This window comes from Peribacillus sp. SRI_006, from assembly GCF_057586375.1.
This window is the reverse complement of the sequence record NZ_JBYCZT010000028.1, coordinates 15,887-40,302: the sequence shown is the minus strand read 5'-3', so window position 1 is coordinate 40,302 and position 24,416 is coordinate 15,887. Positions and strand designations below refer to the sequence as shown.

16 protein-coding genes and 2 riboswitches are annotated in these 24,416 nt (G+C 41.9%); of the genes, 1 reads left to right on the top strand and 15 read right to left on the bottom strand.

Annotated elements, in window-relative coordinates; all coding sequences use genetic code 11:
* The 13 genes from AC2YHV_RS26665 to AC2YHV_RS26605 all read right to left on the bottom strand — a co-directional run.
* The coding region (locus AC2YHV_RS26665; protein WP_487374506.1) for a CAT RNA binding domain-containing protein at positions 1–480 on the bottom strand (480 nt) is incomplete at its 3' end.
* A 153-nt stretch (positions 481–633) separates the two neighbouring features.
* Positions 634–1,965 (bottom strand): NCS2 family permease, encoded by a 1,332-nt coding sequence (locus tag AC2YHV_RS26660; RefSeq protein ID WP_063574411.1) that lies wholly within the window; start codon positions 1,963–1,965, stop codon positions 634–636.
* A gap of 104 nt (positions 1,966–2,069) precedes the next feature.
* Positions 2,070–2,171: riboswitch (purine riboswitch) on the bottom strand.
* 224 nt (positions 2,172–2,395) lie between these two features.
* Positions 2,396–3,952: a glutamine-hydrolyzing GMP synthase gene (gene guaA / locus AC2YHV_RS26655; RefSeq protein WP_034306157.1), complete on the bottom strand. Its 1,557-nt coding sequence runs from the start codon at positions 3,950–3,952 to the stop codon at positions 2,396–2,398.
* Positions 3,953–4,093: 141 nt separating this feature from the next.
* Positions 4,094–4,195: riboswitch (purine riboswitch) on the bottom strand.
* A 36-nt stretch (positions 4,196–4,231) separates the two neighbouring features.
* Positions 4,232–6,433, bottom strand: coding sequence for a DUF4129 domain-containing transglutaminase family protein (locus tag AC2YHV_RS26650; RefSeq protein WP_487374505.1), 2,202 nt, complete (start codon positions 6,431–6,433; stop codon positions 4,232–4,234).
* Positions 6,430–7,584, bottom strand: a complete 1,155-nt coding sequence (locus AC2YHV_RS26645) for a DUF58 domain-containing protein (protein WP_487374504.1) — start codon at positions 7,582–7,584, stop codon at positions 6,430–6,432. The genes AC2YHV_RS26650 and AC2YHV_RS26645 overlap by 4 nt, the downstream gene beginning before the upstream one ends.
* 38 nt (positions 7,585–7,622) lie before the next feature.
* Positions 7,623–8,579 carry an AAA family ATPase gene (locus AC2YHV_RS26640; protein WP_487374503.1) on the bottom strand — a complete coding sequence of 319 codons (957 nt, stop codon included), beginning with the start codon at positions 8,577–8,579 and terminating at the stop codon, positions 7,623–7,625.
* Positions 8,580–9,397: 818 nt separating this feature from the next.
* On the bottom strand, positions 9,398–9,880 hold the full coding sequence (gene essA, locus AC2YHV_RS26635; RefSeq protein WP_364280396.1) for a type VII secretion protein EssA: 483 nt from the start codon (positions 9,878–9,880) through the stop codon (positions 9,398–9,400).
* Positions 9,867–12,794, bottom strand: a complete 2,928-nt coding sequence (gene esaA, locus AC2YHV_RS26630; protein ID WP_487374502.1) for a type VII secretion protein EsaA — start codon at positions 12,792–12,794, stop codon at positions 9,867–9,869. Before esaA ends, essA begins: the two co-directional genes overlap by 14 nt.
* On the bottom strand, positions 12,787–17,268 hold the full coding sequence (gene essC, locus AC2YHV_RS26625; RefSeq protein ID WP_487374501.1) for a type VII secretion protein EssC: 4,482 nt from the start codon (positions 17,266–17,268) through the stop codon (positions 12,787–12,789). The genes esaA and essC overlap by 8 nt, the downstream gene beginning before the upstream one ends.
* A gap of 30 nt (positions 17,269–17,298) precedes the next feature.
* Entirely contained in the window at positions 17,299–18,642 is a 1,344-nt protein-coding gene (essB, locus tag AC2YHV_RS26620; protein ID WP_487374500.1) for a type VII secretion protein EssB, read from the bottom strand.
* 70 nt (positions 18,643–18,712) lie between these two features.
* Positions 18,713–18,952, bottom strand: coding sequence for an ESX secretion system protein YukD (yukD, locus tag AC2YHV_RS26615; RefSeq protein WP_053537134.1), 240 nt, complete (start codon positions 18,950–18,952; stop codon positions 18,713–18,715).
* 96 nt (positions 18,953–19,048) lie between these two features.
* Positions 19,049–19,339 (bottom strand): WXG100 family type VII secretion target, encoded by a 291-nt coding sequence (locus AC2YHV_RS26610; protein WP_034306171.1) that lies wholly within the window; start codon positions 19,337–19,339, stop codon positions 19,049–19,051.
* Positions 19,340–19,881: 542 nt separating this feature from the next.
* On the bottom strand, positions 19,882–20,796 hold the full coding sequence (locus AC2YHV_RS26605) for a nucleoside hydrolase (RefSeq protein ID WP_487374509.1): 915 nt from the start codon (positions 20,794–20,796) through the stop codon (positions 19,882–19,884).
* 311 nt (positions 20,797–21,107) lie between these two features.
* Between AC2YHV_RS26605 and AC2YHV_RS26600 the strand changes: the two genes are divergently transcribed.
* On the top strand, positions 21,108–21,290 hold the full coding sequence (locus AC2YHV_RS26600) for a hypothetical protein (protein WP_487374499.1): 183 nt from the start codon (positions 21,108–21,110) through the stop codon (positions 21,288–21,290).
* A 78-nt stretch (positions 21,291–21,368) separates the two neighbouring features.
* On the opposite strand, the gene AC2YHV_RS26595 is transcribed toward AC2YHV_RS26600, so the two are convergent.
* Positions 21,369–23,099 carry a glycine betaine ABC transporter substrate-binding protein gene (locus AC2YHV_RS26595; RefSeq protein ID WP_487374498.1) on the bottom strand — a complete coding sequence of 577 codons (1,731 nt, stop codon included), beginning with the start codon at positions 23,097–23,099 and terminating at the stop codon, positions 21,369–21,371.
* 4 nt (positions 23,100–23,103) lie between these two features.
* On the bottom strand, positions 23,104–24,309 hold the full coding sequence (locus AC2YHV_RS26590; RefSeq protein WP_098185611.1) for a quaternary amine ABC transporter ATP-binding protein: 1,206 nt from the start codon (positions 24,307–24,309) through the stop codon (positions 23,104–23,106).
* Positions 24,310–24,416 lie beyond the last annotated feature (107 nt).

Genomic DNA, 24,416 nt, shown 5'->3' with positions numbered 1-24,416 from the left:
CGTAATAAAACCGATTTCCCCTTGGGGCAGGCCTATGCCTGTCTTATCTTGAATTAATTCTACTACATCGACAGCAATATCATGTTCAAAAGGATAAAGGGTTATCGTTTCTTTCAAGAATGGGTTTTTGATAGTCATTCCTTGTGAAACACGCTGAAGGGCGAACAATAAATGATCTGTTAAACCGACATGTATATGTTCATTTAACTTTCCAGTAACCCGGTCATTAATGAGATGAATGGATTCTATAATGGCTGCTTGAAGATTTTGATCGATTTGCGGCAACAGTTTTTTGTAACTTTCCTGTTCCTTAACATTTTTCAGGACAAACGTTTTCTCCGCTAGTTCCGGACTCAACTCTTCGCCTTTCTTTCGGTTGAAGCCTAAGCCCTTTCCAATAGTAACGACTTCTCCATACGACGGATGCGTGGCAATCACCACATTATTGTTCAAAACCTTTTCAACGATAAAACCATTCATTTTTCTCCCTCTTTTTTTCTCAAAGTCATCCCTATGCCCCATACAGGATAAAGTACTTAGTACTTAGTACTTTTACTATACACGATATGAGCTTTCTCTTACAACATGAAAGAAGAGCCCCGAAATCAGGACTCTCCTTACTTACTTGCATTATTACTTCAAGAAAATGAAATATAGCAGGAAGACGACTCCAAGCCCCCACATGATCGGATGAACCTCTTTTGCTCTTCCTTTCATCGACATAGTGATTGGATAGAAGATGAATCCGCAAGCGATACCTGTCGCAATTGAATATGTCATAGGCATCATGATGACCGTAAAGAAGGCCGGAACCGCAATTTCGAACTTTTGCCAGTCAATATTTTTAAGTGATGATGCCATTAATACTCCGACTATAACCAATGCCGGCGCAGTCACAGCAGATGTCACCACTGATAGAAGCGGGAAGAAGAAAAGGGATAGGACAAACAGCAACCCTGTCACTACAGCCGCAAATCCGCTTCGGGCACCAGCAGCAACACCCGATGTGGACTCTACATAAGATGTCGTGGTGGATGTACCAAGAATTGCACCTGAAACGATGGATAATGAATCAGCAAGCAACCCTTTACCCACTCTAGGAAGAACATTATCCTTCATCAATCCAGCTTGTTGTGCGACAGCCACCAGCGTACCGGCTGTATCAAAGAATGCTACGAACAAGAAGGTCAGTATCACGATTAACATTTGACCAGTGAAGAGATCACCGGGATTTCCAAAGGCATCGAACGCAACCCCGAATGTAGGCGCTATGCTAGGAACGGCACCGATTATTTTGTCCGGCACCGGAACTTGTCCAAAGAGCATTCCTGCAATGGCTGTAATGACCATTCCTATGAACACACCGCTTTTGACGCCTCTCGTCATCAAAATGACGGTTACGACAATACCAAACACAGCCAATAAAGTATTTCCTGATGTCAAATCGCCCAGTCCGACAAGAACGCTGTCATCATTCGTGATGATACCAGCATTCTGAAACCCTACAAAAGTAATGAATAAACCGATACCGGCTCCAACTGCGTATTTCAATTCGACTGGAATTGCATTAATGATTTTTTCACGTATTCCCGATAAGGAAAGTAAAACGAAGATAATACCTGAAATCAATACTCCTGTTAAAGCCGTCTGCCAAGGAATTCCAAAGCCAAGCACAACGGTAAAAGCGAAGAAAGCATTCAATCCCATACCCGGCGCGAGCGAGATTGGATATCTGGCTATGAGTCCCATTAATATCGAGCCGATTGCGGCTGACAATGCGGTTGCGGCAAAAACCGCTCCGTAGTCCATTCTTAATTCATCCGGATAGTCCTCGATGCTTTGTAATGTCAGCATTACAGGGTTTACAACCAGGATATATGCCATTGAAAGGAAAGTAGTTAGTCCACCAAGTATTTCACGGCGATAATTAGTTCCCAGCTCGTTAAACCGAAAATAATTTTTCATTATGAGTCTCCCCCATCATAAAATCGTGCCAACAGAAAATGCCCCATTCGTTTATGAACGGGGCTTGACTGCGGTCATGTAAAGAAGTGGCGGTTTATTTAAACACGCCAATCCTTCCACATCGTAGTCAAGCCGTTCACGGCAGCTTGGTAGAAACTTTTGGGCCATATCCCCAATATTATACGACAATTATGTTTTTTTATTATTATAGGTATAGTGTATCAGTCACTAAAATAATCGTCAATATACCAAACGAATATTTTTTATGTAATTTTAGGCAATGTTCGCGTTTCGCCATTTATTCCTTAATTATCATGGCTATATCTTCGCCAACATACGTAAAATGTAAGTAATCTACATAATCAAATACTATTTCAACAAAAAAATCAGTGAAGGTTAATTCCTTCACTGATTGGATGGTTTCAATCTACTATTCCCACTCGATCGTTGCAGGCGGCTTAGACGTAATGTCATAAACGACGCGGTTTACATGGTTTACTTCATTAACGATTCTCGTTGAGATGATTTCAAGTACATCCCATGGGATTCTTGCCCAATCGGATGTCATTCCGTCAATGGACGTAACCGCACGGATTCCAATTGTATAGTCATACGTACGTGCATCGCCCATTACCCCTACGCTACGAATGTTAGGAAGCACCGTAAAGTACTGCCAAATTTCGCGTTCCAAACCATTTTTTCTAATTTCTTCACGTAAAATATGGTCAGACTCACGGACGATCTCAAGTTTTTCATCTGAAATTTCGCCTAATACACGAATACCTAAACCTGGACCAGGGAATGGTTGACGCCAAACGATTTCGTCCGGAATGCCCATTTCACTTCCAAGTGCACGCACTTCATCCTTGAATAGAGTGTTCAAAGGCTCAATCAATTTAAATTGCATATCTTCCGGCAGACCGCCAACATTGTGATGCGATTTAATTGTTTGTGCAGTGGCCGTACCACTTTCAATAATGTCTGTGTAAAGTGTACCCTGTGCAAGGAAATCAATTCCTTCGAGCTTCGTTGCTTCGTCATCGAATACGTAGATGAACTCGTTACCGATGATTTTCCGTTTTTGTTCCGGATCTGAGACGCCAGCAAGCTTCGATAGGAAACGTTCTTTTGCATCGACCTTGATTACGTTCATATTGAAACCTTCCCTGAATGTTTCCATTACACCTTCGGCTTCCCCTTTACGAAGTAATCCATGATCAACGAAAATACATGTCAGCTGATCGCCAATCGCTTTATGGATCAATACAGCAACAACGGATGAATCCACCCCGCCGCTCAATGCGCATAACACTTTTTTATCTCCGACCGTTTGGCGGATTTTCTCCATCTCGATTTCAATGAAGTTTTCCATTGACCAGTCACCTTTACAGCCACAAACGCCGAATACGAAATTTTTCAGAATGTCATTACCGTATACGGAATGACGGACTTCTGGATGGAATTGCACGGCATACAATTTACGTGACTCGTCACTCATAGCCGAAATTGGGCAAGACGGGTTCGTCCCGTCAATTTGGAAACCTTCAGGCGTTTCCACCACTAAATCACCATGGCTCATCCAGACGATTTGTTCTTTTGGCAGGTCGCTGAATAACTTCGACTCGTTTTGGATGGCAAGTGTCGCTTTTCCGTATTCACGGTTCTTCGCTGGTTCCACCTTACCGCCAAAATGTTTGGTCATAAGCTGCATGCCATAACAAATACCGAAAATCGGAAGACCCATTTCGAATATGCGTTCATCACAACCAAATGCATTTGCATCATAAACACTGTTCGGGCCCCCTGAGAAGATGATTCCCGTCGGGTTCATTTTCTCAATTTCTTCTACAGTAATTGTATGAGGATGAAGCTCACTGTACACACCAAATTCACGGATACGACGAGTGATCAATTGATTATATTGGCTTCCGAAATCAAGTACTACGATCATTTCCTGGTTTTTTTGCAATTCTGTTTTCCCCGGCACAAACGTCACCTCTATCAATGTAATTCACTCATAAAATCGAGTGATAATTCTTATAAAAAATATTATCATAAAAAAAGAAAAACTAAAAACCCACCCTCAAAAATACAGAAAAAGTACAGACGAAGGCAGATTTTCAGCTTTCCTGTTAAAATCCGCCTTCATAGTCAAATCATTTACGGTGATTCGGTAGAAACTTTCGATCCATATTATCGAGGATATATGAAGGATATATTAGTTTAAGTTAGTTTTTGTTATTGTATCAATATAATAAAAACCTGGTCAAGAGCTAGTTTTTCTCATTAAGCTTTCCCAACCCTTTTGAAAGTGTTTCCATTCCCCATCTTCCGCGTCTCCACGATATATCATTAACTCGTATCCAGCCGTCAATTCACTCATCTCATCTGTAGCGTAAACTGCATCCACATAGGCGGCGTACTCCCTTAAGGTTTGCCCCTCCGGCCGAACTAAACCAGCCCGTTTTAATTGTTTCAATAATATTAAATAAGCTGTCGAGAAATGAGCATCGGTTTTCTTTCTATAACGAAGAATCTGCAGAAGAGGAATCCACTTCCTTCTGAGGAAATAACCGATAGAAGCAAAAATCAATCCACCTGATAATGTGATTGCAGACCATTTTAAGAACCCTACCATGTTCCCAAAACCCGTTTTCACGGAGGATTGAGTTTCCCTATCTGGTGTATCCTGGCGTTCCCTGGCCTCTTTCTTTGTTTGCTCTTCATTAGTCGGGGTTTCCTCAGGGTTCTTGATTGCTTCCTGTTTCAATTCCGAATCGTAAAATTCAACTTCCCCATTGAAACCCTTTGTCGGCTCGAAGGGAATCCAGCCTATCCCTGAAAAATAAACCTCGACCCAGGAATGTGCATTATTATTGGTCACCTTATAAACGGATTCGCCATCAAGGATTGATTTTTCCCCTTCGGTATAGCCCTTTACCCATCTTGCAGGTATATTGGCGGCCCTTAGTAATACGACCATGGCAGTTGAAAAATTATCGCAATACCCTATCTGTGTCTCGAATAAAAATTGATCGACATAATCTTGATTGCTCTCTGGATACGGAATATCGTCCTTGGAATAAATGAATTCAGCTCCGTCAAAATAATCCTCAATGGCTTTTGCTTTATCGTACCAATTCGTTTCATTGCTTGTAAGCCGGGAGGCCAATTCAAATATCCGGTTTGGCAATCCCTCTGGAAGCTGAGTGTTTTTTTCCATTAATAAATCCATGGAATCGTCGGGTTCCGTCACCTTCCTTAACTCAGCTATATCAAAACTTGGCATATCATAAACCAGTTCATACTCTTTCATGGAAAGTCGTTCGCCATTACCCTGTTCGGAAATAAATTTGTCCATCTCCTGATGATATTTGAAATCCTGCCCGTTTTTGCCCTCGATCTTTTTTACATACCCGGACTGCGGATGAAGGATATGTGAATATGATTCCGTCATGGATACTTTTGCGGTCATTTCTTCAGTCCTCACCAATTCAGGAACGTCGTAAATATCTAACGTTGCCATATCCTGCCCGTTGGAAAAAGTGTGAAATTCCGTTTCCGGTATGGAAACCCACCCTTTACCGGTATAAATATTCTTGTTCTCGACTTTCCAGTAATGTCCTGCAGGAGCATTATTATAAAAAACGATGGAACTATCCGGCTCTATCGAACCGCCAAGATCCGAATCGTCTTCATCATATCCGACACTTTTACGCTTCGAATCACCGTCTTCTTTCACAGCTTTATCAGAATAGGAAGTAATATAAGGCACCGGGTCCGGCCACTGCGGGGAAAGCTTTGGGGCGGCGAAACCGACAAGGACACTTACCAATATCATGCCGGTCAGCATCAAGATCCACTTATTGATGGAAGCCATCGGAAAATTAATCCTCTCCTGTATCGTTAGCCGCAGCAGGGAAAGCAAGCCGAGCATCAAAAACCCGATGATGATGATTCTTATCATTGCACTATCCCCCGCATAAGGAGTGAATGTGTCGAGTACAGATATAAAAATCACCGTTAACATAAAAAAGAAAAAGATGCTTTGCCTCACCATCACCCAGTAATGGATCAAATATGTCACAAGCCAAAGAAGGATAAAAAATAGAAACGTTCGAAATGGATTTGTGATCAACTCCCAATTCCCATCATATATAAAACCAAGATTGCCCTTAAAATCAGCTAGAAACCCTTTCAGCCATGACAATTGGTATAAAGCCTCCTTTGAATGGAGGAACTGTAATGAAATCATTATATATGCACTAATGAGAATAAATCGGATCGACCAATGCATGCGGAAATAATGCAGCAGCAGGGAGTAGAGCAAAAATAAGATAAAAATGATGAGATTACCTGTATCGGTGAGTCTATCGACAGGCCTCAACCATTCAGTAATCAACAACAGACCAAATACATACATGAGGACGTGCATGAACTTTTCCAATTTTTCGGTAGTGACATTCATTTCGCCATCACCTCCGATCTGCCAAACTTTAGTTGGTGATGTTCAAAAAAGCTAACCTTTATCCCCCTCGAAACAGCAGCAGAGCTTGACAGCCTTTCTTCATCAGTAAGATCTGCCTGTTTCTTCACGCATAACATCAATCCCTGATTAGGCCGGAAAGCACTCAATATGTCCACCTTTTCTAAGGTTAAGTCTGAAACGATGAATATCACAGCAGCGTTTGCCGGAAGAATTCCCTTTCTGAAATTTTCGTTCAATGTGTTTACAACACCCGGCTTTTCTTTAGCAAGCCGGTAAAAAATCTTTCGTTTCTGTTTGTTGCCTGCTGCTGCCGGTATGATTAACCTCGAGCCCCTACTCACATACCCAACTTCCATGCCCTTCTTTAACATGGCATGGGCAAGGGAAGCCGCCATTTCAATGGATTCTTCGAATAAATCCGACGGCTTTTCATCAAGCATGATGAATACATCCCGGTTTTTCTGCACCTCGAATTCCTTCGTCATGATTTCACTCGTCCTGGCAGTCGCCTTCCAGTTAATCCAAGACAATTGATCGCCTGGCTGATATTCCCTTACACCGGAGACCACTGAATGTTCCCGTTGTGTTTTCTTTGTTGAGACCACTGCCCCCTGATTGAACACTCGATCAAGATCACTGTAGGCAAGCTCGTGATAACGAGGAAAAACGGTTATTTTCAAAGGTGAACTATATATCGCTTCTTTTTCGACCAGCCCGATAAAGTCCCCAATCCAAAAGCGGATCGATTGAAACGAATGCTCTCCCCGCTGCAAGTTTTCCAAGGTATATGACATGCTGAAGGTACGCTTGAATCCCGGAAAGATAATTATTTTCCTTTGTAGTCCCCTATCTTCCATCTCCTGAGGCAATTCCTCCTCTACCACCATAAATAATAGGGGGAGCCGGTTTTTACGCGTAAACGTCAATGCTATCTCAACGGATTCACCAGCCTGGCATTCCCTTTTATTGACCTTTCTCTCAACGGTAAAATCATGCAGCGGATAAAACAGCAGGATCAAAGCGTACACAGAAAACGGCAAAAATGAATAAAAAATGAACCAACTGACAAAACCGCCTTGAAACATTGCATAGCAAAAGGAAACGGTCATGAGTAATACAAGTCCGATCACACTCATATTTCCCCTTAGAATGTTGATGAATCTTCGCATTAGGTTACAGCCCGCTTCACAGGCACTTTTGTTGTCGCGACAATTTCATGTATCACCATTCCAGCATCGAAGCCCTCATAATTCGCTTCCGGCTTCAAAATAAGCCGATGGGAAAATACGAATGGCACTAAATATTGAACATCGTCAGGCAGGACATAGTCCCTGCCCTGGATCAGCGCGTAAGCCTGGGATGCCTTCATCAATGCTATCGATCCACGAGGGCTCACCCCTAAGTAGACCCCTTCATGTGAACGTGTTTGATTCGCCATTTCAACAATGTATCGTTTTATTGTGTCATCCACTATCACCGCTTTTACCTCAGCCTGTAATTCTATCAATTCATCCAAGGTGATGACGGATTCCAATTCCTCTAGCGGTGCCGTGTATTGAGCCCTATGAAGAACCTCTATCTCTTCTTCCATACCTGGATAGCCCATTTTCATTTTTAATAGGAATCTATCCAATTGAGCCTCCGGCAGCGGATATGTTCCCTCGTACTCGATTGGATTTTGTGTAGCCATTACGAAAAAGGGCTTCTCCAATCCTCTTGTGACACCATCAATCGTCACACTTGCCTCTTCCATCGCTTCAAGCAATGCAGACTGGGTCTTCGGCGAGGTCCGGTTTATTTCATCGGCTAAAATAATATGGCCCATTATCGGACCTGGCCTAAAGATGAATTCTTGTTCCTTAGGATTGAAGATCGAAACGCCAGTAACATCCGAAGGAAGTAAATCTGGCGTGAATTGAATTCGCTTGAAGCTTGCACCTATTGATTTTGCCAATGCCCTTACCATGACTGTCTTTCCCACACCCGGAACATCCTCCAATAAGACATGTCCTCCGGAAAGGAGTGCTACGATGCTTAGTTCTGCTATATCCCGTTTTCCGATAATCACCTTTTCGATATTCCCTAGAACCATTTCCAGTTTTTGATTGACCTGCTTATAAATCATTCTCTACCTCCCGGGATTCACATTATCACTATTATTTCATGTCTTCTCTATATCACGCATTTTACATTAAGACCCAATTAAACCTTACATTGTAAGTTTACTAGATAACCGGAAAACCATAAACGAATTTGTTCTAAAAATATTATAGTGGCTTACTGAAAAAGGCAGGGTTAACTGTTTACTAAGTGAATATACCAATGATGACGTCCATTTGTTTAATGAAAATGTCCTGTCACGCCATGGACCAAGGATTGGTGAAGCTGTTGAACTCGCAGACTGTTCATCCTGACTTGTTCAAATAACTGATAGGAAGCGCCAATAAATCGGCACATCGCAGTTTGTAGACAAAAGGGTTTCGGAATTAAAAAAATCCCGAAACCCTTTTGAAATTCCAATTTTGGCAGTTAAGAGAATTGGGCCGGGAAAAGCGCGTTTAGGAAGACCCCGCAGGCGCAAGCCGAGGGCGGACCGCCCGCGGAAAGCGAGTGCCTGGAGCGGAGATCAACGTCCTAATTGTACAAGCCATAAATAAACGGCAGGCGAATTCCAATAAATCGTCCACCTTTTCATAATTTCACGCTCCTGTCATCAGGGCAATGAAGCCACGCCCTTGCGATCTGTATATTCTTAGTAAACTTCTTTTCTGTCTTGTTTATGCTAAAATGAATGCAATCCACTCCTAAGATATTAGAGGTACTGATCATGTATAAAAAATTCTTCATTTTGATCTTCGCAGCCGCCCTTCTTTTAGGGCTTATTAAAACCGTTATGGATATGTTGTGAAAACAGCCCGATTCCTGAGGGGAATCGGGCTGTTTTCATTTTCGTTTAACCTCTCCATTCAGCTTCCCCATTTTCGGGATAAGGATAAAAAACAAACAAACGACCAAAAGTGCCAAAACGATACCGAGCAATATCGTCAGGTCAAAATTAAGCGAAGGCTCTGTTTCTTCTTCGTTTCTCGTTGGAATGCGGACCTCCGAGAATAATCCAAGCTGTTCTGATTTTGAAGCGATGGTATTATTTTGATTCTCCATTACAGGAGACTGAAACAGTGAGTCCTTCACCGAGTCAATGGCATCATATTTCCCTCTTTCAAAAGTGAGGTCCTTTTGTTCTTCAGGCAGTTTCCGCTTCTGTTCCAACAATCCTTCTTCATGGAAATACTCCGTTTGAACATCAATATCGTTTTCTTGATATTCATTGGGCTCCACCATCGGTTCCTCTTCCGCCCCGCCATGAGGTGCATGGCTAAAAAACAGGATGAGCAAGACAGGCATTACGTATTTATTCCACTTCATGGGCCATTGCTCTTCTTTCTGCAAGACGCTTCACTATATATGGAATGACCGTTGCGATAAGCGTCAGTACAATCAAGATGATACTAGCCGGAATGAATGCCGACTGATTACCGAATTGAATGGACATGTATACGTCCGCAACAGGGTGGTCTACATTGAAATTAGGCATGATTAAATCCAATAATGGAATGGTAAAGAAACTGATCAAACCAATCACCAGGATAGCACCGACAAACGGCCCAATCGAGAAGGCAAGTCTGGTGAACGCTGAACAGAAGAATAAAAGCAGGACGGTGAAGGCGGTCCATTTAATCTCCTGCATATCTCCCAGTGGATAGATCTTCAAGCCATACATGCTGATGATTAAACCTACGATCAGATTCAATAAGGTAAACAAGGCCGCATGGACCATCATTGGAATGCCTTCATAATGATGCAGGAAGAAACCGATCAATATCCCAGAAATGAGTATGATCACCAACATGACGATCGGTGGGATATTAACCTTTTCCTGATGAAGGACTTCCCCGCTGATTTGTACGGGATTCGCTAAATATTCGTACACATACCCGTTCTCCTGATCATCGACTAGAGTGTTGTTCAAGACGCTATATACGTCCGTCTTGATTTTTTCGGTTGAGTCTACATTTTGGGACCAATTATCATTAAGCTGATCGGCCCTTTCCTGTACGGACCCCACTTTCGCTTGCAGGTCTGCTGTATCCTTCGTGACCGTTTCCTGTCTTTCCGCTACAGAATTGACAAGCTCGGAAATGAAGCCGACCGTTGTTGCCGTATTGTCTTGAAGTGATACAAACATTTCTCCATCAAGGTTAACGGGCGGTTCTGCCTCCATCTCAGGAATTTCCATATCATCCGACAAATTGGCAGACACTTCTTGAGCCTTGCCGGTAATTGCCGCCAATTCAGCTAAAGTGGCTTTCTGCCCCGTTTCGACGTTAGCATCATATTCTTTCATATACCCCATAATGGAATCCGAGAACATCCCGAAGTTCTCATTGACTCCTGCTAAACTGGCTTTAACGAGTTTCGCTTCTTCATCTACATTTCCGGAAACCCCATTTTTCAAGTTTTCCAATTCTTTTATATTGGCTGCAAATATCTTATCTACATTTGCTTCGGTGACTCTTTCAGCCAATTCACCATAAGATGAGAGTGAACCGTAATAGGCAAGGAGGGTAGTTGAATCCCGATTGGTGATAGGATTCTCGAAGGCCTTCACAAGCACCGCTCGCCTTTCCCCCCCCACTTTTTCCAGAAGTGACTGTTCGAGAGTCTTGATTTCTGCGATGGCCTCTTCGATTGTCATACTCTGGATGTCCTGTAATTTTTGAATATCTTCCTGTGACTTTTTCCATTGGTCACCTAAATCCTTATAATTCGTGCCGAGTTCATTATAATCAGCTTGTAATTCCGTAAACTGCGCCAGCAGGTCATTATATGAATCTACCAGTGTATTAAACTCCGTTATCACTTGGTTATAATTCCCCGTTCTGCCGCTTACCGTTCCGCTGAGATTATTGATTTCCGTTTGGAGTTCCGCTGTAAGGATGTTGACTTGTTCAGCAGCTCCTTCACTTCCTTCTGCCGGCACCAAACTTTCAAGTGCCGTGTTGATCCCATTGATTTGATCCAGCAGTACCTGGAGAGACAGTTCATCAATCGGGTCCTTCTTGTCAGGTGCAGCAGCTGATTCACCTTTTCCCGTTTCCGTTTCAATATCCTCTATAGGCGTCGTTCCTTCACCTATATCCTCCCCATTACCAGAGCTGCTTGCAAGATTTCCTCTTTGCATAAGCAAGGTTGACTGAAGGTTATCAAGACCCGCCTCTTCCGATTGTTTCAATTGTTCAATCGAGCTTTGTTGATCTTGGGTGATTTTCGTAATTTGTTCTACTTGTTTGTCTTTCATGCTTGTTGAAAATTGTTCCAATTCATTACTGCTGGAATCAAGTTTCTGCTGCATGATTCCAACATTTTCTCTAATGCCTTGATCATTTAGGCTGAATTTCGTATTCATCCCTTGCTGAATCTCTGGTATAGATTGATTCCCCTCATTCAGCACCTTGTCGTATGACTGCACACTCTCCATGACAAGCTGCTGATTTTGCGCAGAGGCCTTCTCAAAAAGGATACTTTGAGCTTTTTGATATTCCTCAAAAGAAACAACATCTTTCACAAATGAAGCCATTTGAGTCTTCGTGTTCCCTATTTCATCCATTGTTTCAGTACTTGTTTTGCCAGCATCTTTCGTCTCGGCAAAAACTCCTTCAAGCATGTCCTTATGCTGCTTGATTTCGCCTGCAAGACTTTCCGAGCTTGGAGTATAGAACTCATACATCGTGTTTTGAAAAGCGATTTCTTTAGCAAGGACATTATCGAACTTCTTACGGATGTCCTCGACCGATTGGGAAACATAGCTCCAATACTGTGTTGAAATATGCTTATTCATTTTGCTCTTTGTTTTCTCTAATTCCTTTTGTACCTTTTCCATGTTTTCTGCATTCAAACTAGGTTGTACCTTGTACTTTATCCCCGCCTTGACAGGCTGTTCATCATCGAACGTATAAATATTCTCTGAAAAATCGGATGGGAAATATATGACTGCATCGTACTTTTCATTTGCAAGTCCACTTTCCGCCGTACTTCTATTTACCACAAACCACTCATATTCAGAATCCTTGTCCAGTGTAGTAACAAGCTCTGAGCCCATGTAAATGGGGTTATTGTTAAATTCTGTCCCATTATCTTCATTTACAATGGCGATTTCACGAGAAGCCGTTTCTGTCTTTTTCATTGGATTTTGGCCAATATAAGAAAAAAACAAGATTGGCAGCGCTAAGATCACCAGTATTTTACCGATTAACAGCATCGGTTTTATTTTTTCAGACACTTTCTTGCACTCTCCTTCTTTCTTCACTTAGCGGAATTTGGATTTTGCTTTCCTGGCCATTCAGCACAAAGTATCCGTAACCCGGCTGTATTTCTTCTTCTTTTCTGGAATAGGAGAGGGTGTACAAGCTTTGGTCCGATTTTTTAAGAAGCAAAACAGCCTGTCTGACTTGTTTCAGTTCGGTTGTCAACGAATCATACCCCTTCGTGAAGTCGTTGGCATTTCCAGCGACAATCAGACTAAACCCGAGATGGCTGTATTGTTTCATCAAACTGCTGATCCTATCCTGAATCCTGCCGTCTATCGTTTGCTGGATCCTTGAAATGCTATCTATGACAAATATGACCGGTGGGAATTCCAGTTGCTTCATCGGTTTCAATTCCAATGCCGCAAGATAACTTCGCTCACGTTCTTCAAATATTCCAGTGATATGATCGAGCCATTCGGTTATCCGCTCTTTTGTTTCCACATAGCTCACCTTCTCCTCAAAAGCATAAGAAGATAGGCCGCGATCCACTCCGTCAAATAATCCAATTTCGCCGACCGCCTGTGTAAGCAACGATTCCAGCAGCACTTTAAGGACATTCGTTTTCCCTTTACGTGACTGTCCTACGACAAGCAGGAATGGATTGGCTTTCAACTCCACGAATACAGGTGTAACGCTTTCCTCTGAAAGCCCGATTGGAATGGAATCCTTCTTAATGGTTTGTGAGCAGTAACTCTTGAAGCTGCTGGAATCAAGACGTGCCGGTAGCATCCGAATCGCCGGCGGTTTGTCCATTTCCTTATATTTAACCTTATGTTCTGCCACAGCTTGTTTCATTTCTTCCAAAACGGCTATATCATCCGCTCCATCGGCTGGTAAGTAAATCTGGGTGAGGTAGGTTTGGTCCTTTTTCACCAACGCCCTGCCAGGAACAGGTTCATTTTCATAAGGGGTTCTCCCCAAAACTGAATATTTTTCCGAACTGTCCATTAAGTAATGGACGACCTTCGTCTTAAGGCTATTCATTAACGGCTGGCGAATCGCATTGATTCTCGTTGCCGTTAAAATCATGAAGATTCCAAGTGATTGTCCATCACGTGCAAACTGAACGAATTGGGCTTCCTGATCCTGCATCTCATCCTTCACTATGTCAAAATTGTCGACCACGATATAAATAATCGGCAATTTATCTTCCACCAATGCATTATAAAGCTTTATGTTACTAAGCTCCTTTTCTGAAAAAAGCTGCTTACGCCTTTCCATTTCCGCCTTCATGAATAACATGAATTTTTCGATTTTCCTTAACTCATCAAACCTAAAGTATTCCCCAGTATGAGGCAGCTGGCGCATTGGGAGTAAAGCGCTATTCCCGAAGTCGAAAATATAATAATGCAGTTCTTCAGGACTGAATTGATCTGCAAAACTAAAGAGAAATGTCAAAACGGTGGTTGACTTGCCGTACCCGGAAGAACCAAAAACCCCTATATTCCCATCATCAATCCAGTTATAGACATAATTGGTCTGGCTTTGCAATTCGGGCTCATCTTTCATTCCCAGGTGGAATTGATTCATCGTCAGGCTTCTTTCAGGGTTTCTTGATAAACGATCTGAAAGAGGCGGCAGCCATGGGCTTGCCAACTTCTTAATCTCCATTTCTTCCTGTATCGCCACAATTCGAACCGCCACGGCTTCAATTTCACTAATCTTTTCTTTCCTCATATTAGTGACCTGTTCCGATACATTTGAGATTTGAACAAGACCGAGGTCTGTGACAAGTGCCACTTCATCCTCAGATCCAACCGTATCCTCTAAATATGGTGCACCGCTCCATGCAGACTGGAACAATTCATAAACCTCGTTATTTCCAACCTGCAAATATCCCCGTCCAGTGACAGTAATATTTGCTGCATCGCTATTTTTAAGAATTTCCTTACTATCACTGGCATCCTGCACTTTCAAGGAAATTTTAAAACGGGCATTGCTCCAAATCTGGTTATCAATTACACCGCCCGGCTTTTGTGTAGCAAGAATTAAATGAACTCCCAAGCTCCGTCCAATTCGCGCCGTACTCACTAATTCGCGGATGAAATCGGGTTCTTCATTTTTAAGTTCCGCAAACTCATCTGATATCAAAAATAGGTGCGGTAACGGTTCATCCGCTTTGCCTTCTTTGTATAGGTCCGTGTAATCGTTGATATGATTGACTTCGTATCGATCAAACATGCGCTGGCGCTTCTTCAATTCACTATTGATGGATGCTAGTGCCCTGGCACTGAAGTTCTTGCTTCCCTCAATATTCGTAATGACTCCCAGCAGATGCGGAATCTGCCTGAATGGCTGTGCCATTCCCCCGCCTTTATAATCTATAAGCAAAAAGGCAACTTCATGCGGATGATAATGAACGGCTAATGATAGGATGTAGGTTTGCAGTAATTCACTTTTCCCCGATCCTGTCGTTCCGGCAACCAATCCATGGGGGCCATGCGCCTTTTCATGCAAGTTCAATTCAACCCTATCCGTTTTCCCTTTCAATCCAATCGGAACTGCCAAGGATTTGGAAGACTGATTGGTCCGCCAGTTTTGGCTGATAGGCAGCTCTTCCACTTCACGAGCTTGCAATAATTCAAGGAATGAAACCGTTTCTGGTATGGAGTTGTTCATGCCTTTTTGATGGTCTAATGAACGGAGCGTACGTGCATAACGCTCATTTCCTTCTTTTGAATGTGCATCAAGTTTAAATGGAGTATGAACGGCCTTCGTTTGCTGGATGAGAATCTCACCCTCAAAATCATTGATGTACTTCACAAGCGTATGGACATTTTCCGTCAAACTTTCTTTTGCATCCGCTGCAAAAATCGTCGAGATACCTAAATCGTCCGTTTTACCTTCTAAATATTCCAATATGACATGTTCAGCTATTAAATTACGATCCGTGACAATAAAGACAAAGTGGGGAGTGAATCGCACTTTCCCTTTGTTCTCATCCAAATCTCTTTCCCTCAATAGCTGATAAATCGAGGTCAGGAGCTGGTCACGTGATTGCTCATTATATATAAATCCTTTTGCATAGGCATGCGGCAATTGAAAATGAGGGAGCCATTTCATCCATTCCCATTCCTGATAATCCTTTTCCGGAAAGATGGCGACAAATCGAACATCATGATAACTATGAAAAAAGGCCAGTTGCCCAATCAATTGCTGCAGCTCTCGTTTAACAATCGATTCCTTTCCGACCAGGCCCATCGATCCGCTTGATAAATCGATCGATAACGGAAGATCTTCCAGATTTTTGTATACATCCACAAGTTCCTGCGACTGCTCAAGTAAATCATCTATATCCCGATTGGACATATCGCTGCTATTTACCGACACTTGATAACTTGAGGGCATGGTTGCCGTTCCGATTTTAAAGTGCAGGGCATCTTCACTTTCCAGAGTTCGTTCCCATATACGATCGCTAATACTATCAGTTAGAAGCTTCATCCTTTCAAAGGAGGGGTAATGATAGAACAGCACATTCTTTTGTTTTTCAGACAGCTCTTGCAGTTCTTCCCTCTTCTGCTCTAGATACCTGGTATATACACGTTGGCGTTTTTCTTCTCTGAATTTTTGCTTCTTTTTGTCTTTAAAGTATTGTACCGTCGAGGTAACTAAAGTCGTCGTGAACATCACAATCGATATGATGATGAAAATGCCCCGCGGCTGAATGACCGTGATGACCCCCATGACGATCAGCATCATTAAAGGCGGCATAAGGATTAACCATAACCCTCTATTATTATCTTCCGCTTCTTGGCTCGGAAAAGAAATCGTCACTTTCTCATCCGGCAATTCGTAGATCATCCTTGGTGTCCGGCGATACTGTGGATAATTTTTTTTCATTTCAGAGATTGGCTTCTTCATTTTAGCTAATGATGTTTCATGACTTTCGGCGCTATGAATCATCAATAAGTCGCCTTCAATCAACCTCAGCACCATATGCGGCCAGCAAACCAGATCACCATTTTGAATGGGAACAGGCTTCGTTACCCTTTCACCGTTCAGGAATATCCTGCTATTTCCCACTGGCATGAGGTGCCACTGCCCTTTATGCAGCACAAGGGAAAAGTCATTGCCGGAAACGGGTCCTTCTTTACGGATGGTCGCTCCCGCCTTGGCCGATAAAGTGATTTCTTTCAAGTTGCCTATATAATAGAGGCTTTCTTCCAATTCCCCTGACGTATAAAAAATCTCGACCGTTTCTTCTCCTTCTTGAAAGGTGAAGCTATGGAATGGCTTTACATCGCCAAGCTTCTTGTCCTCTCTAAACACCTCATATTCATCAAGTCCCTCATTTTTTTTCAGCTTGATAGGACCTTGTTCAAAAGGAATGGAATAAACGGTGATCGTATCCTGTTTTGATGGCCCAATCGAAATTGGACCGTTATGATTATCCTTGATCGTAAAGGATTGGTAGGTACCACTAGAATAAATCCATAATAAACTCATTAAATCTCACCTCCGCAAAAGGCCCATTGCTCACTCTTTGCTTTTCTCTTTTTCTTCAGTTGATTTTTTGGAGGAATCCTTACTTTCTTCTTTTCCCCCAGAAGCAGTTTCATTTTCCGCTTCTTCTTTTACAGCAGGTTTTGCTTCCTCTGCGCCTTTATCCTCTATATTCGAGTCTGTTGCAGCAGGGTTCTGATCTTGCTGTTCCTCCATTTGCTTATCCAATTCCTTTTTTTCCTTTTCATATTGGGATAGCTCGGTATCGACTTCTTTAATTTGCGTTTCCTTTTCTTCCCCAGATAGGCTATCGTCCAACTTAATCTGTTCTTTCTGGTTTACCAGCCCGTACATAATCAATTCGCGATCCTCCATGATTCTCGCCAAATCGATCGCTTCCTCGCTCATGCCCCTGCCTATATAAATCCAATATAGGAGATACTGACTATCCGTTTGCAACGAGATTGCATTTTCCACATTTTTCCTAGCTACCCCCTCCAACGGTTCATAAGTGACGTAGGACTTCGCCAGTTCATATTGAACGACATATGGCATCTTTTTCGGATCGTAGTTTTCCAAACGGTCAATGACTTCACTGTATTTTTGTTTTAAGAAGCTTTCACCGCTTTCTACATATGCATCCTGCTTAGGTTGGGAGAAGAATAGTGTGTAAATCGCAAACAATAGCAGTGGCACTAGAACGATCACCGTACCCCAAAGTGTATAACGGCCCGTTTTCCATTTCTTTTCAGGAATATGTACAAATGCTTTTTCTTCCTTCTCTAAAGCTTCTATCCGGTTTTGAATGACCGTGGAAAGTTCATCCCAAGTCCCTGATGACAATATACTTTGTGATTCGTTCGATAGTTTCAGTGTTTTATGGTAAAGCAGATACTCTTCGAATGTATGCTGCCCATCCACAAGCGCCGAAATCGTTGCCTTCGTTTCTTTAAATAACTCATCTTGATTATGCTCATAAGGAGGCAAACTGTCTTTTACCCCATAATGCAGGAAATATGGGGTCAAGCTTGAATCGAAAACGATATTTTCCGGACAAACGACTAGTTGCAGGCGATTCAATTCATGATTCCTTATTTTCTTTTGGATTTGATAAGAAGATAACCATTTACTCAATGGATTTTTATCTTTAGCTTTGGAAAAAACAAAAAAAGAGGCTGGTGGATTTACTCTGATCTTCACCTCGTCCTCTGTCACTTCTATATGTTTCTGGAGAGCATCATCCGCTTCATGAATAAGCTGTAATTCCAGTGGGTCCTGCATCGGTAGTTTTGCCCGTTGGAAAACGAACGAATGCCCCTTATCATCCTTCATCATTGCAGCTTCTGTTTTTTTCTCCAGATATGGTTTCTCATCCATTTTATGTAACTCCTTTACCCCTGCTAAAGGGCTTTAGACTTTTTTCCTATAAAGAGTCCACACCTATCCATTAGAGGATCTCAAGGCGGTCCCCCGTCGTAATTCCGCTATCAAGCAGGGTTTCATAACCTGAACATACGAACTCTTTATTCTGGACCCGCACCCAATAGCCTTCTTTAGGCGCACTGGCAATATCTTTTACCTGCCATATTATCTCCACAACCTTCTTGATGGAGCGGTAATTTGACACTTGCAAATCAAATACTTCCCCAGTATACCTGTTTAAATCGATCGTTAGTTGAATATATATGGAATCCACCTCTTTTAAAGCAAAAAAGCACCACGATTCTTCAAAAAGAGTCGCGGCGCTTTTTCCTAGAAATTCTTTTTCTCATTTACCTAATGATTATCCGCGAATTTGACTAGCAATCTGATTATCTGTGTCTTCAAGGATTTGAGCTGATTTATTCAATTGTTGAGAAACTTCATTCAACAAGCGAGCCATATCCATGAATGAAGGCTTTAATTCTTCGTACTGACCTACGAAAGCCTCACTGGAAGAACCTTCCCAAATACCAGTTAAATGATCTCTCATTCTATCTAAACGACCAATCATATCCGTTACTTGTTGGCTCTCATTATCATATTGTCTAGCTACATCTTTCAGTTCCGAAGGTGTTACGCGAATTTGTGACATAGAAAAAATCCTCCTTTTATCTTATATAGTACATTTTAATAGAACCATACATTTTCTGCCATATAAATAAGCGCAAAGTCGAAAAATGGTAAATTATAATTATGTAAAAAAACCTAAATATGGCATTACGAAAGTCTATGTACCTGTTTTCCCAAACCTTTAAACCCATTTTTTAATTATTTTTTAATATTTTACTTTTTTGTGGTAAAAAAAGTACCTTATACCCAATATTTCTGAACCATTATCTATTAATATGGTTTTCACCATGATATTAGTGACTTTCGACTTTCTTTTCTACGAAATTAATTAAACGTTTGATTAAAGTCTGAAAAGCAATTTTTATGATTGATTGAATATAAACCATTTACAAAACATAATAAATGGAGGACCTTTTTTACCATGCTACTTTCAACTTTATTTTGACAGGTATCCTTGTCATATAGCGAGAATCGATATATCCAACAGAAACAGGCCAGCTCTTGCCAATGATTTTTTTTGGAATATCCTTCATGCTACATTCATGATTCAATTACGTTGCTTAATCATATAACCCGTTCCAAAAAGTGTTTCAAAAACCGCTCACTTTCCACATTCGTACAGACACGGATTCTAGGTCCGCCATCCTTTTGACCGATTGTCCTGCCTGCTTCTTCACCCTCGGTCACCACCTTGACGTTCATCCATTCTGTCCTGACAAAACTTGAATCAATCGCAACCCCGACTGCAAGTGGATCATGAAGGGCGCAACCACCCAAACCTGGATGGGAGTTTTCATATGCTTTCATATAATAATCGGTCATTTCCGCTAAAAATTCGGCGCTTTCCTTACCAGTGGCACGCCAATCATCAAGCTTCGATTTCAGTAGGTATGTTTGCAGCGTCACATCAAGCCCCACTAGGGTGATCGGCAGTCCTGAAGTCAATACCTGATGTGCCGCTTCAGGATCTGATATTATGTTCGCTTCAGCATAAGGGGTTACATTTCCTGGTACATTTACGGCACCGCCCATAATTACGACCTCTTTTACAAGCGACATGATCATCGGCGCTTTATTGATCGCCAATGCGATGTTAGTCAGTGGTCCAACTGCAATGATCGTAATTTCATGCGGTCGGCTTTGCACTTGATCGATAATGAAATCTGCTGCATTTCCTTGTGATGCTTTGATGGTTGGTTTAAACCGAAGGGTATTTCCTAACCCGTCTTCCCCATGAACATGCTTGGGATACCGCTTCTTCCTTCCGCGTACCAAAGTTTGGTCAGCACCTTCATATACCGGTATGCGCCTATTTAATTTCTCCAAGACGGCAAGTGTATTACGGGTCGAATTAACAACGGGCACGTTACCAAAGCAAGTGGTGAATCCGAGCACTTCCAATTCAGGGGAATTTAAAGCATATGCCATCGCCATGGCATCATCTATCCCCGTATCTACATCAAATATGATTGGTTTCAATATTTCCACACCTTCCAAAATCACTTTTTGCTTTATCAACTCATTGCTTCTCTTATCTCTTCCTTATGTATAAAGAAACACTGTTATCCAACTGAATTTTAACATTCAACGATAGCCCAGTTCCACAGAAATTTAGGAATACTCATAATTCACAAACAAATGACAAGTACAGTCGGTACTTGTATCTACCAATAAAAAAAGTTGACCGCCCATAAATATCAATGATATAAAAAGTGAAAAGAAGAAGTTGTGCCACGAACTAGTTATGAATACATGCGTTACGAATTTATGATATCCAAGGTGGAAAAAGGATGAAAATGTTTAAGTTGATTGAAGATGTTCCATCTACGTATAAAAAAGGGACAAAATTCTTTTTAATATCGCATTCTGAATTCATTGGCGTGAAAAGTTATGTATTACTGGCAGAAGATTTAAAAGGAAAGATCGAAGTAACGGAAGAGGAATTGAGGAGTAAATTCGTTACCATCCATTGATGTTTAGTATTTAAAAGCTCAGCCCCCCATCAAAAGAAAAAACGAGGGAATTTCATTTCAGAAATTCCCTCGTTTTTCTTATTGTTTTAAGTCTTCAATTGAATCAATATCGACGTAATCCGGTACGACCAGACCAAGTTTTGTTCCTTTTAAGTTTGGTCCAAGGTCAACCATGTCATCTTTATACTTATTATAGTATTCAAGATGTGTTCCCGGAAGCCATGCAGCCACCATGGCGTCCGCACTTCCGTTTGCAACGCCAGCAAACATTGGCCCCACTTCAACCTGGCTTAATGTTACATCATAGCCATTCTGCTCCAGTACCTTGCTAATCACATTTGTACTGGCAATTTCAGTGTCCCAGGCAACATAAACCAGTTTGATCTTTTCACCATTTCCTGATTGTGCTCCTTGGGTCCATTTGGACACCTTGTCCTGATTTTTCTTTATCCATTCTTCTGCTGCTTCTGAAGGAGACATCCCATCAGCAACCTTGACCATTACATCTTCCATATCTTTTGTTTCCCAGTAGAATTGATCAAGAATTTTATAGGCACCTGGCGCATCCTGTTCAAGTCCTTTTCTGGCAATGGAATTGATGTTTTCAGCCTTGCCGAAGGATCCATTCGGATCTTCGAGATATTTCAAGTCATATGTCGAGAACATCCAATGCGGAGACCAGCCAGTAACGACGATTGGTTCTTTTTTATCAATTGCTTTTTTCAATTCTGCAACCATCGCTGCCGATGACCCTTCAACCACGTTCCAATCATCCAGCTTATAATCATCTATAGCCGATTTAGTCAGCTTCATTATTCCTGCTCCAGGTTCAATTCCGATGATTTCAAAATTGGCTTTGGCAGCAAAACTGTTTTCATCCCCATTTTCTGCTTTTTCTTTTGTAAAAGTACCGAATAGCGCAGTACCCACAACTAGTAAGGCCAATATTGTAAAAATGATTTTCCTGCTAACGATATGCTCGTAAGCTGGTTTACGAAGGTTTTGCGTGATACGATCAAGTATGATTGCAATGATTACGATGGATAATCCTGCTTCAAATCCTTGCCCTACATTAATTTGGCTGACTGCCCTGTAGACATCCGCCCCAAGTCCGGGTGCTCCAACCAATGAAGCTGTAACTACCATGGATAGTGCCAGCATGATGCTTTGGTTAACTCCTGCCATAATCGTTGGAGTAGCCAACGGTATTTGTACCTTGAATAACTTTTGGCTGGTGGTTGAACCAAAAGCATCCGATGCTTCGATCAAATCATTAGGCACTTCCTGAATCCCAAGATTGGTCATACGGATTGTCGGTGCAATCGCGAAAATGAATGACGCGATGATTCCAGGCACTACCCCTATTCCAAAGAATAAAATCGAAGGAATCAAATAAACGAAGGCAGGCATCGTTTGCATGAAATCCAAGATCGGGGTAACGATATTGCGCACGGTTTTATTTTGGGCACACCATATTCCGATTGGTATCCCAATCAATATGGTGAGGAATCCTGACAAAATAACGATCGCCAGTGTTTGGATGCTTGATTCCCAATAACCAAGATTATCAATCAATAGTAAGCTGATTAATGTAAATAATCCCAATGTCCATTTGCTTGTATAGGTAACCAGAAGGGTCAGGACGATGATTAAAATGATCGAAGGTCCTGCACTCATTACATCGACCAGGATATCCAGTAGTCCTTCGATCCCATTCGTAATAAGTGTAAATAATCCAGCAAATACAATGGTAATCCAATCCACTAAAGAATCGACCCATGCCCCTAGTGGGATTTTCGGCATATTCATTGAATTATTCACTCTCCATTTCATTCAAGGAATCTTTATTTCCGGCCAAAGCACCGATGACGGCACCGCGAAGAAGAATTCCTTTAATTCTGTTCTGATCATCGATCACTGAGATTGGCAAGCTTGAAGTCGCCATCACATCCATGAGGTTTCCAAGTAATTCATCCTCTTTTACAGTTGGGATATCAGTTGTCATCACTTCAGAAATCGATTGATCATTGCTCATTGCCTGACGTGCCTGTTCAGCAGTCACGGCCCCCAATAACTTCTGCTTCCTATCCACAACGAAAATGCTGGAATACCCTTGTTTGCGCATGATTTCCAAGGCAACCCTCGGGCCTCTGTCCACCGCAATCTTCTCTGGGCGTATCATCACATGAGACGCTGTCAATACTTTTGACAGATCAACATCTTCCACAAACTTCTCGACGAATTCATTGGCTGGATTCATCATGATTTGTTCAGGGGTACCCAATTGAATGACGCTTCCATCTTTCATAAGGGCAATTCTATCCCCGATTCTTAATGCTTCATCAAGATCATGGGTAATGAAAATGATCGTTTTTTTGTACTGATCTTGGATTTGGATCAGTTCATCCTGCATATCCTTACGAATCAATGGATCAAGGGCACTGAAGGCTTCATCCATCAGCAGGATATCCGTATCACTGGCGAGTGCCCGGGCTAACCCAACCCTCTGCTGCATACCGCCGCTAAGCTGTGATGGCAGCTGATTTTCGTAGCCTTTCAATCCAACGGCCTCAAGAGCCTTCATCGCATTTTCATGACGTTTCGCTGGATCTACTTTTTGAATTTCGAGCCCAAATTCAGCGTTTTCCAATATCGTTTTATGCGGGAATAAAGCAAAGTTCTGAAATACCATGCTTATTTTCTTTTGTCTGACTTCCCTTAACCGGGCAGCGTTCATCTTCACGATATCTTCGTCATCAATTAAGATTTCACCCAAAGTGGGATCGATCAAACGATTGAACATGCGGATCAAAGTTGATTTCCCGCTTCCGGATAGGCCCATGATGACAAAAATCTCGCCAGGATAAATCTCGAAATTAACATTATTCACTCCGACCGTTTGTCCCGTTTCTTTCAAGATTTCCTTTTTCGATTTGCCTTGCTTCAATAAGTCTGTTGCTGCTTTTGGAGATTTGCCAAAAATTTTCGAGACATTTCTGACTTCTACATACGGCTTCATCAAGTCACCTCATTCTAATAGTTGCCCATATGATATTCAGTTTTGCTGAATTCCCCCGTTTTATGCGAGTGATGATTATTAATGCACAAGTATCTTGAAATAACCGA

Bases quoted from the DNA above. Each gene is read 5' to 3' on its own strand.
- AC2YHV_RS26660 (WP_063574411.1), bottom strand. From the start codon at position 1,965: ATGAAAAATTATTTTCGGTTTAACGAGCTGGGAACTAATTATCGCCGT.
- AC2YHV_RS26650 (WP_487374505.1), bottom strand. From the start codon at position 6,433: ATGAATGTCACTACCGAAAAATTGGAAAAGTTCATGCACGTCCTCATG.
- AC2YHV_RS26640 (WP_487374503.1), bottom strand. From the start codon at position 8,579: ATGATTTATAAGCAGGTCAATCAAAAACTGGAAATGGTTCTAGGGAAT.
- essA (WP_364280396.1), bottom strand. From the start codon at position 9,880: ATGAAGTGGAATAAATACGTAATGCCTGTCTTGCTCATCCTGTTTTTT.
- essC (WP_487374501.1), bottom strand. From the start codon at position 17,268: ATGAGTTTATTATGGATTTATTCTAGTGGTACCTACCAATCCTTTACG.
- essB (WP_487374500.1), bottom strand. From the start codon at position 18,642: ATGGATGAGAAACCATATCTGGAGAAAAAAACAGAAGCTGCAATGATG.
- AC2YHV_RS26610 (WP_034306171.1), bottom strand. From the start codon at position 19,339: ATGTCACAAATTCGCGTAACACCTTCGGAACTGAAAGATGTAGCTAGA.
- AC2YHV_RS26600 (WP_487374499.1), top strand. From the start codon at position 21,108: ATGAAAATGTTTAAGTTGATTGAAGATGTTCCATCTACGTATAAAAAA.
- AC2YHV_RS26595 (WP_487374498.1), bottom strand. From the start codon at position 23,099: ATGAATATGCCGAAAATCCCACTAGGGGCATGGGTCGATTCTTTAGTG.
- AC2YHV_RS26590 (WP_098185611.1), bottom strand. From the start codon at position 24,309: ATGAAGCCGTATGTAGAAGTCAGAAATGTCTCGAAAATTTTTGGCAAA.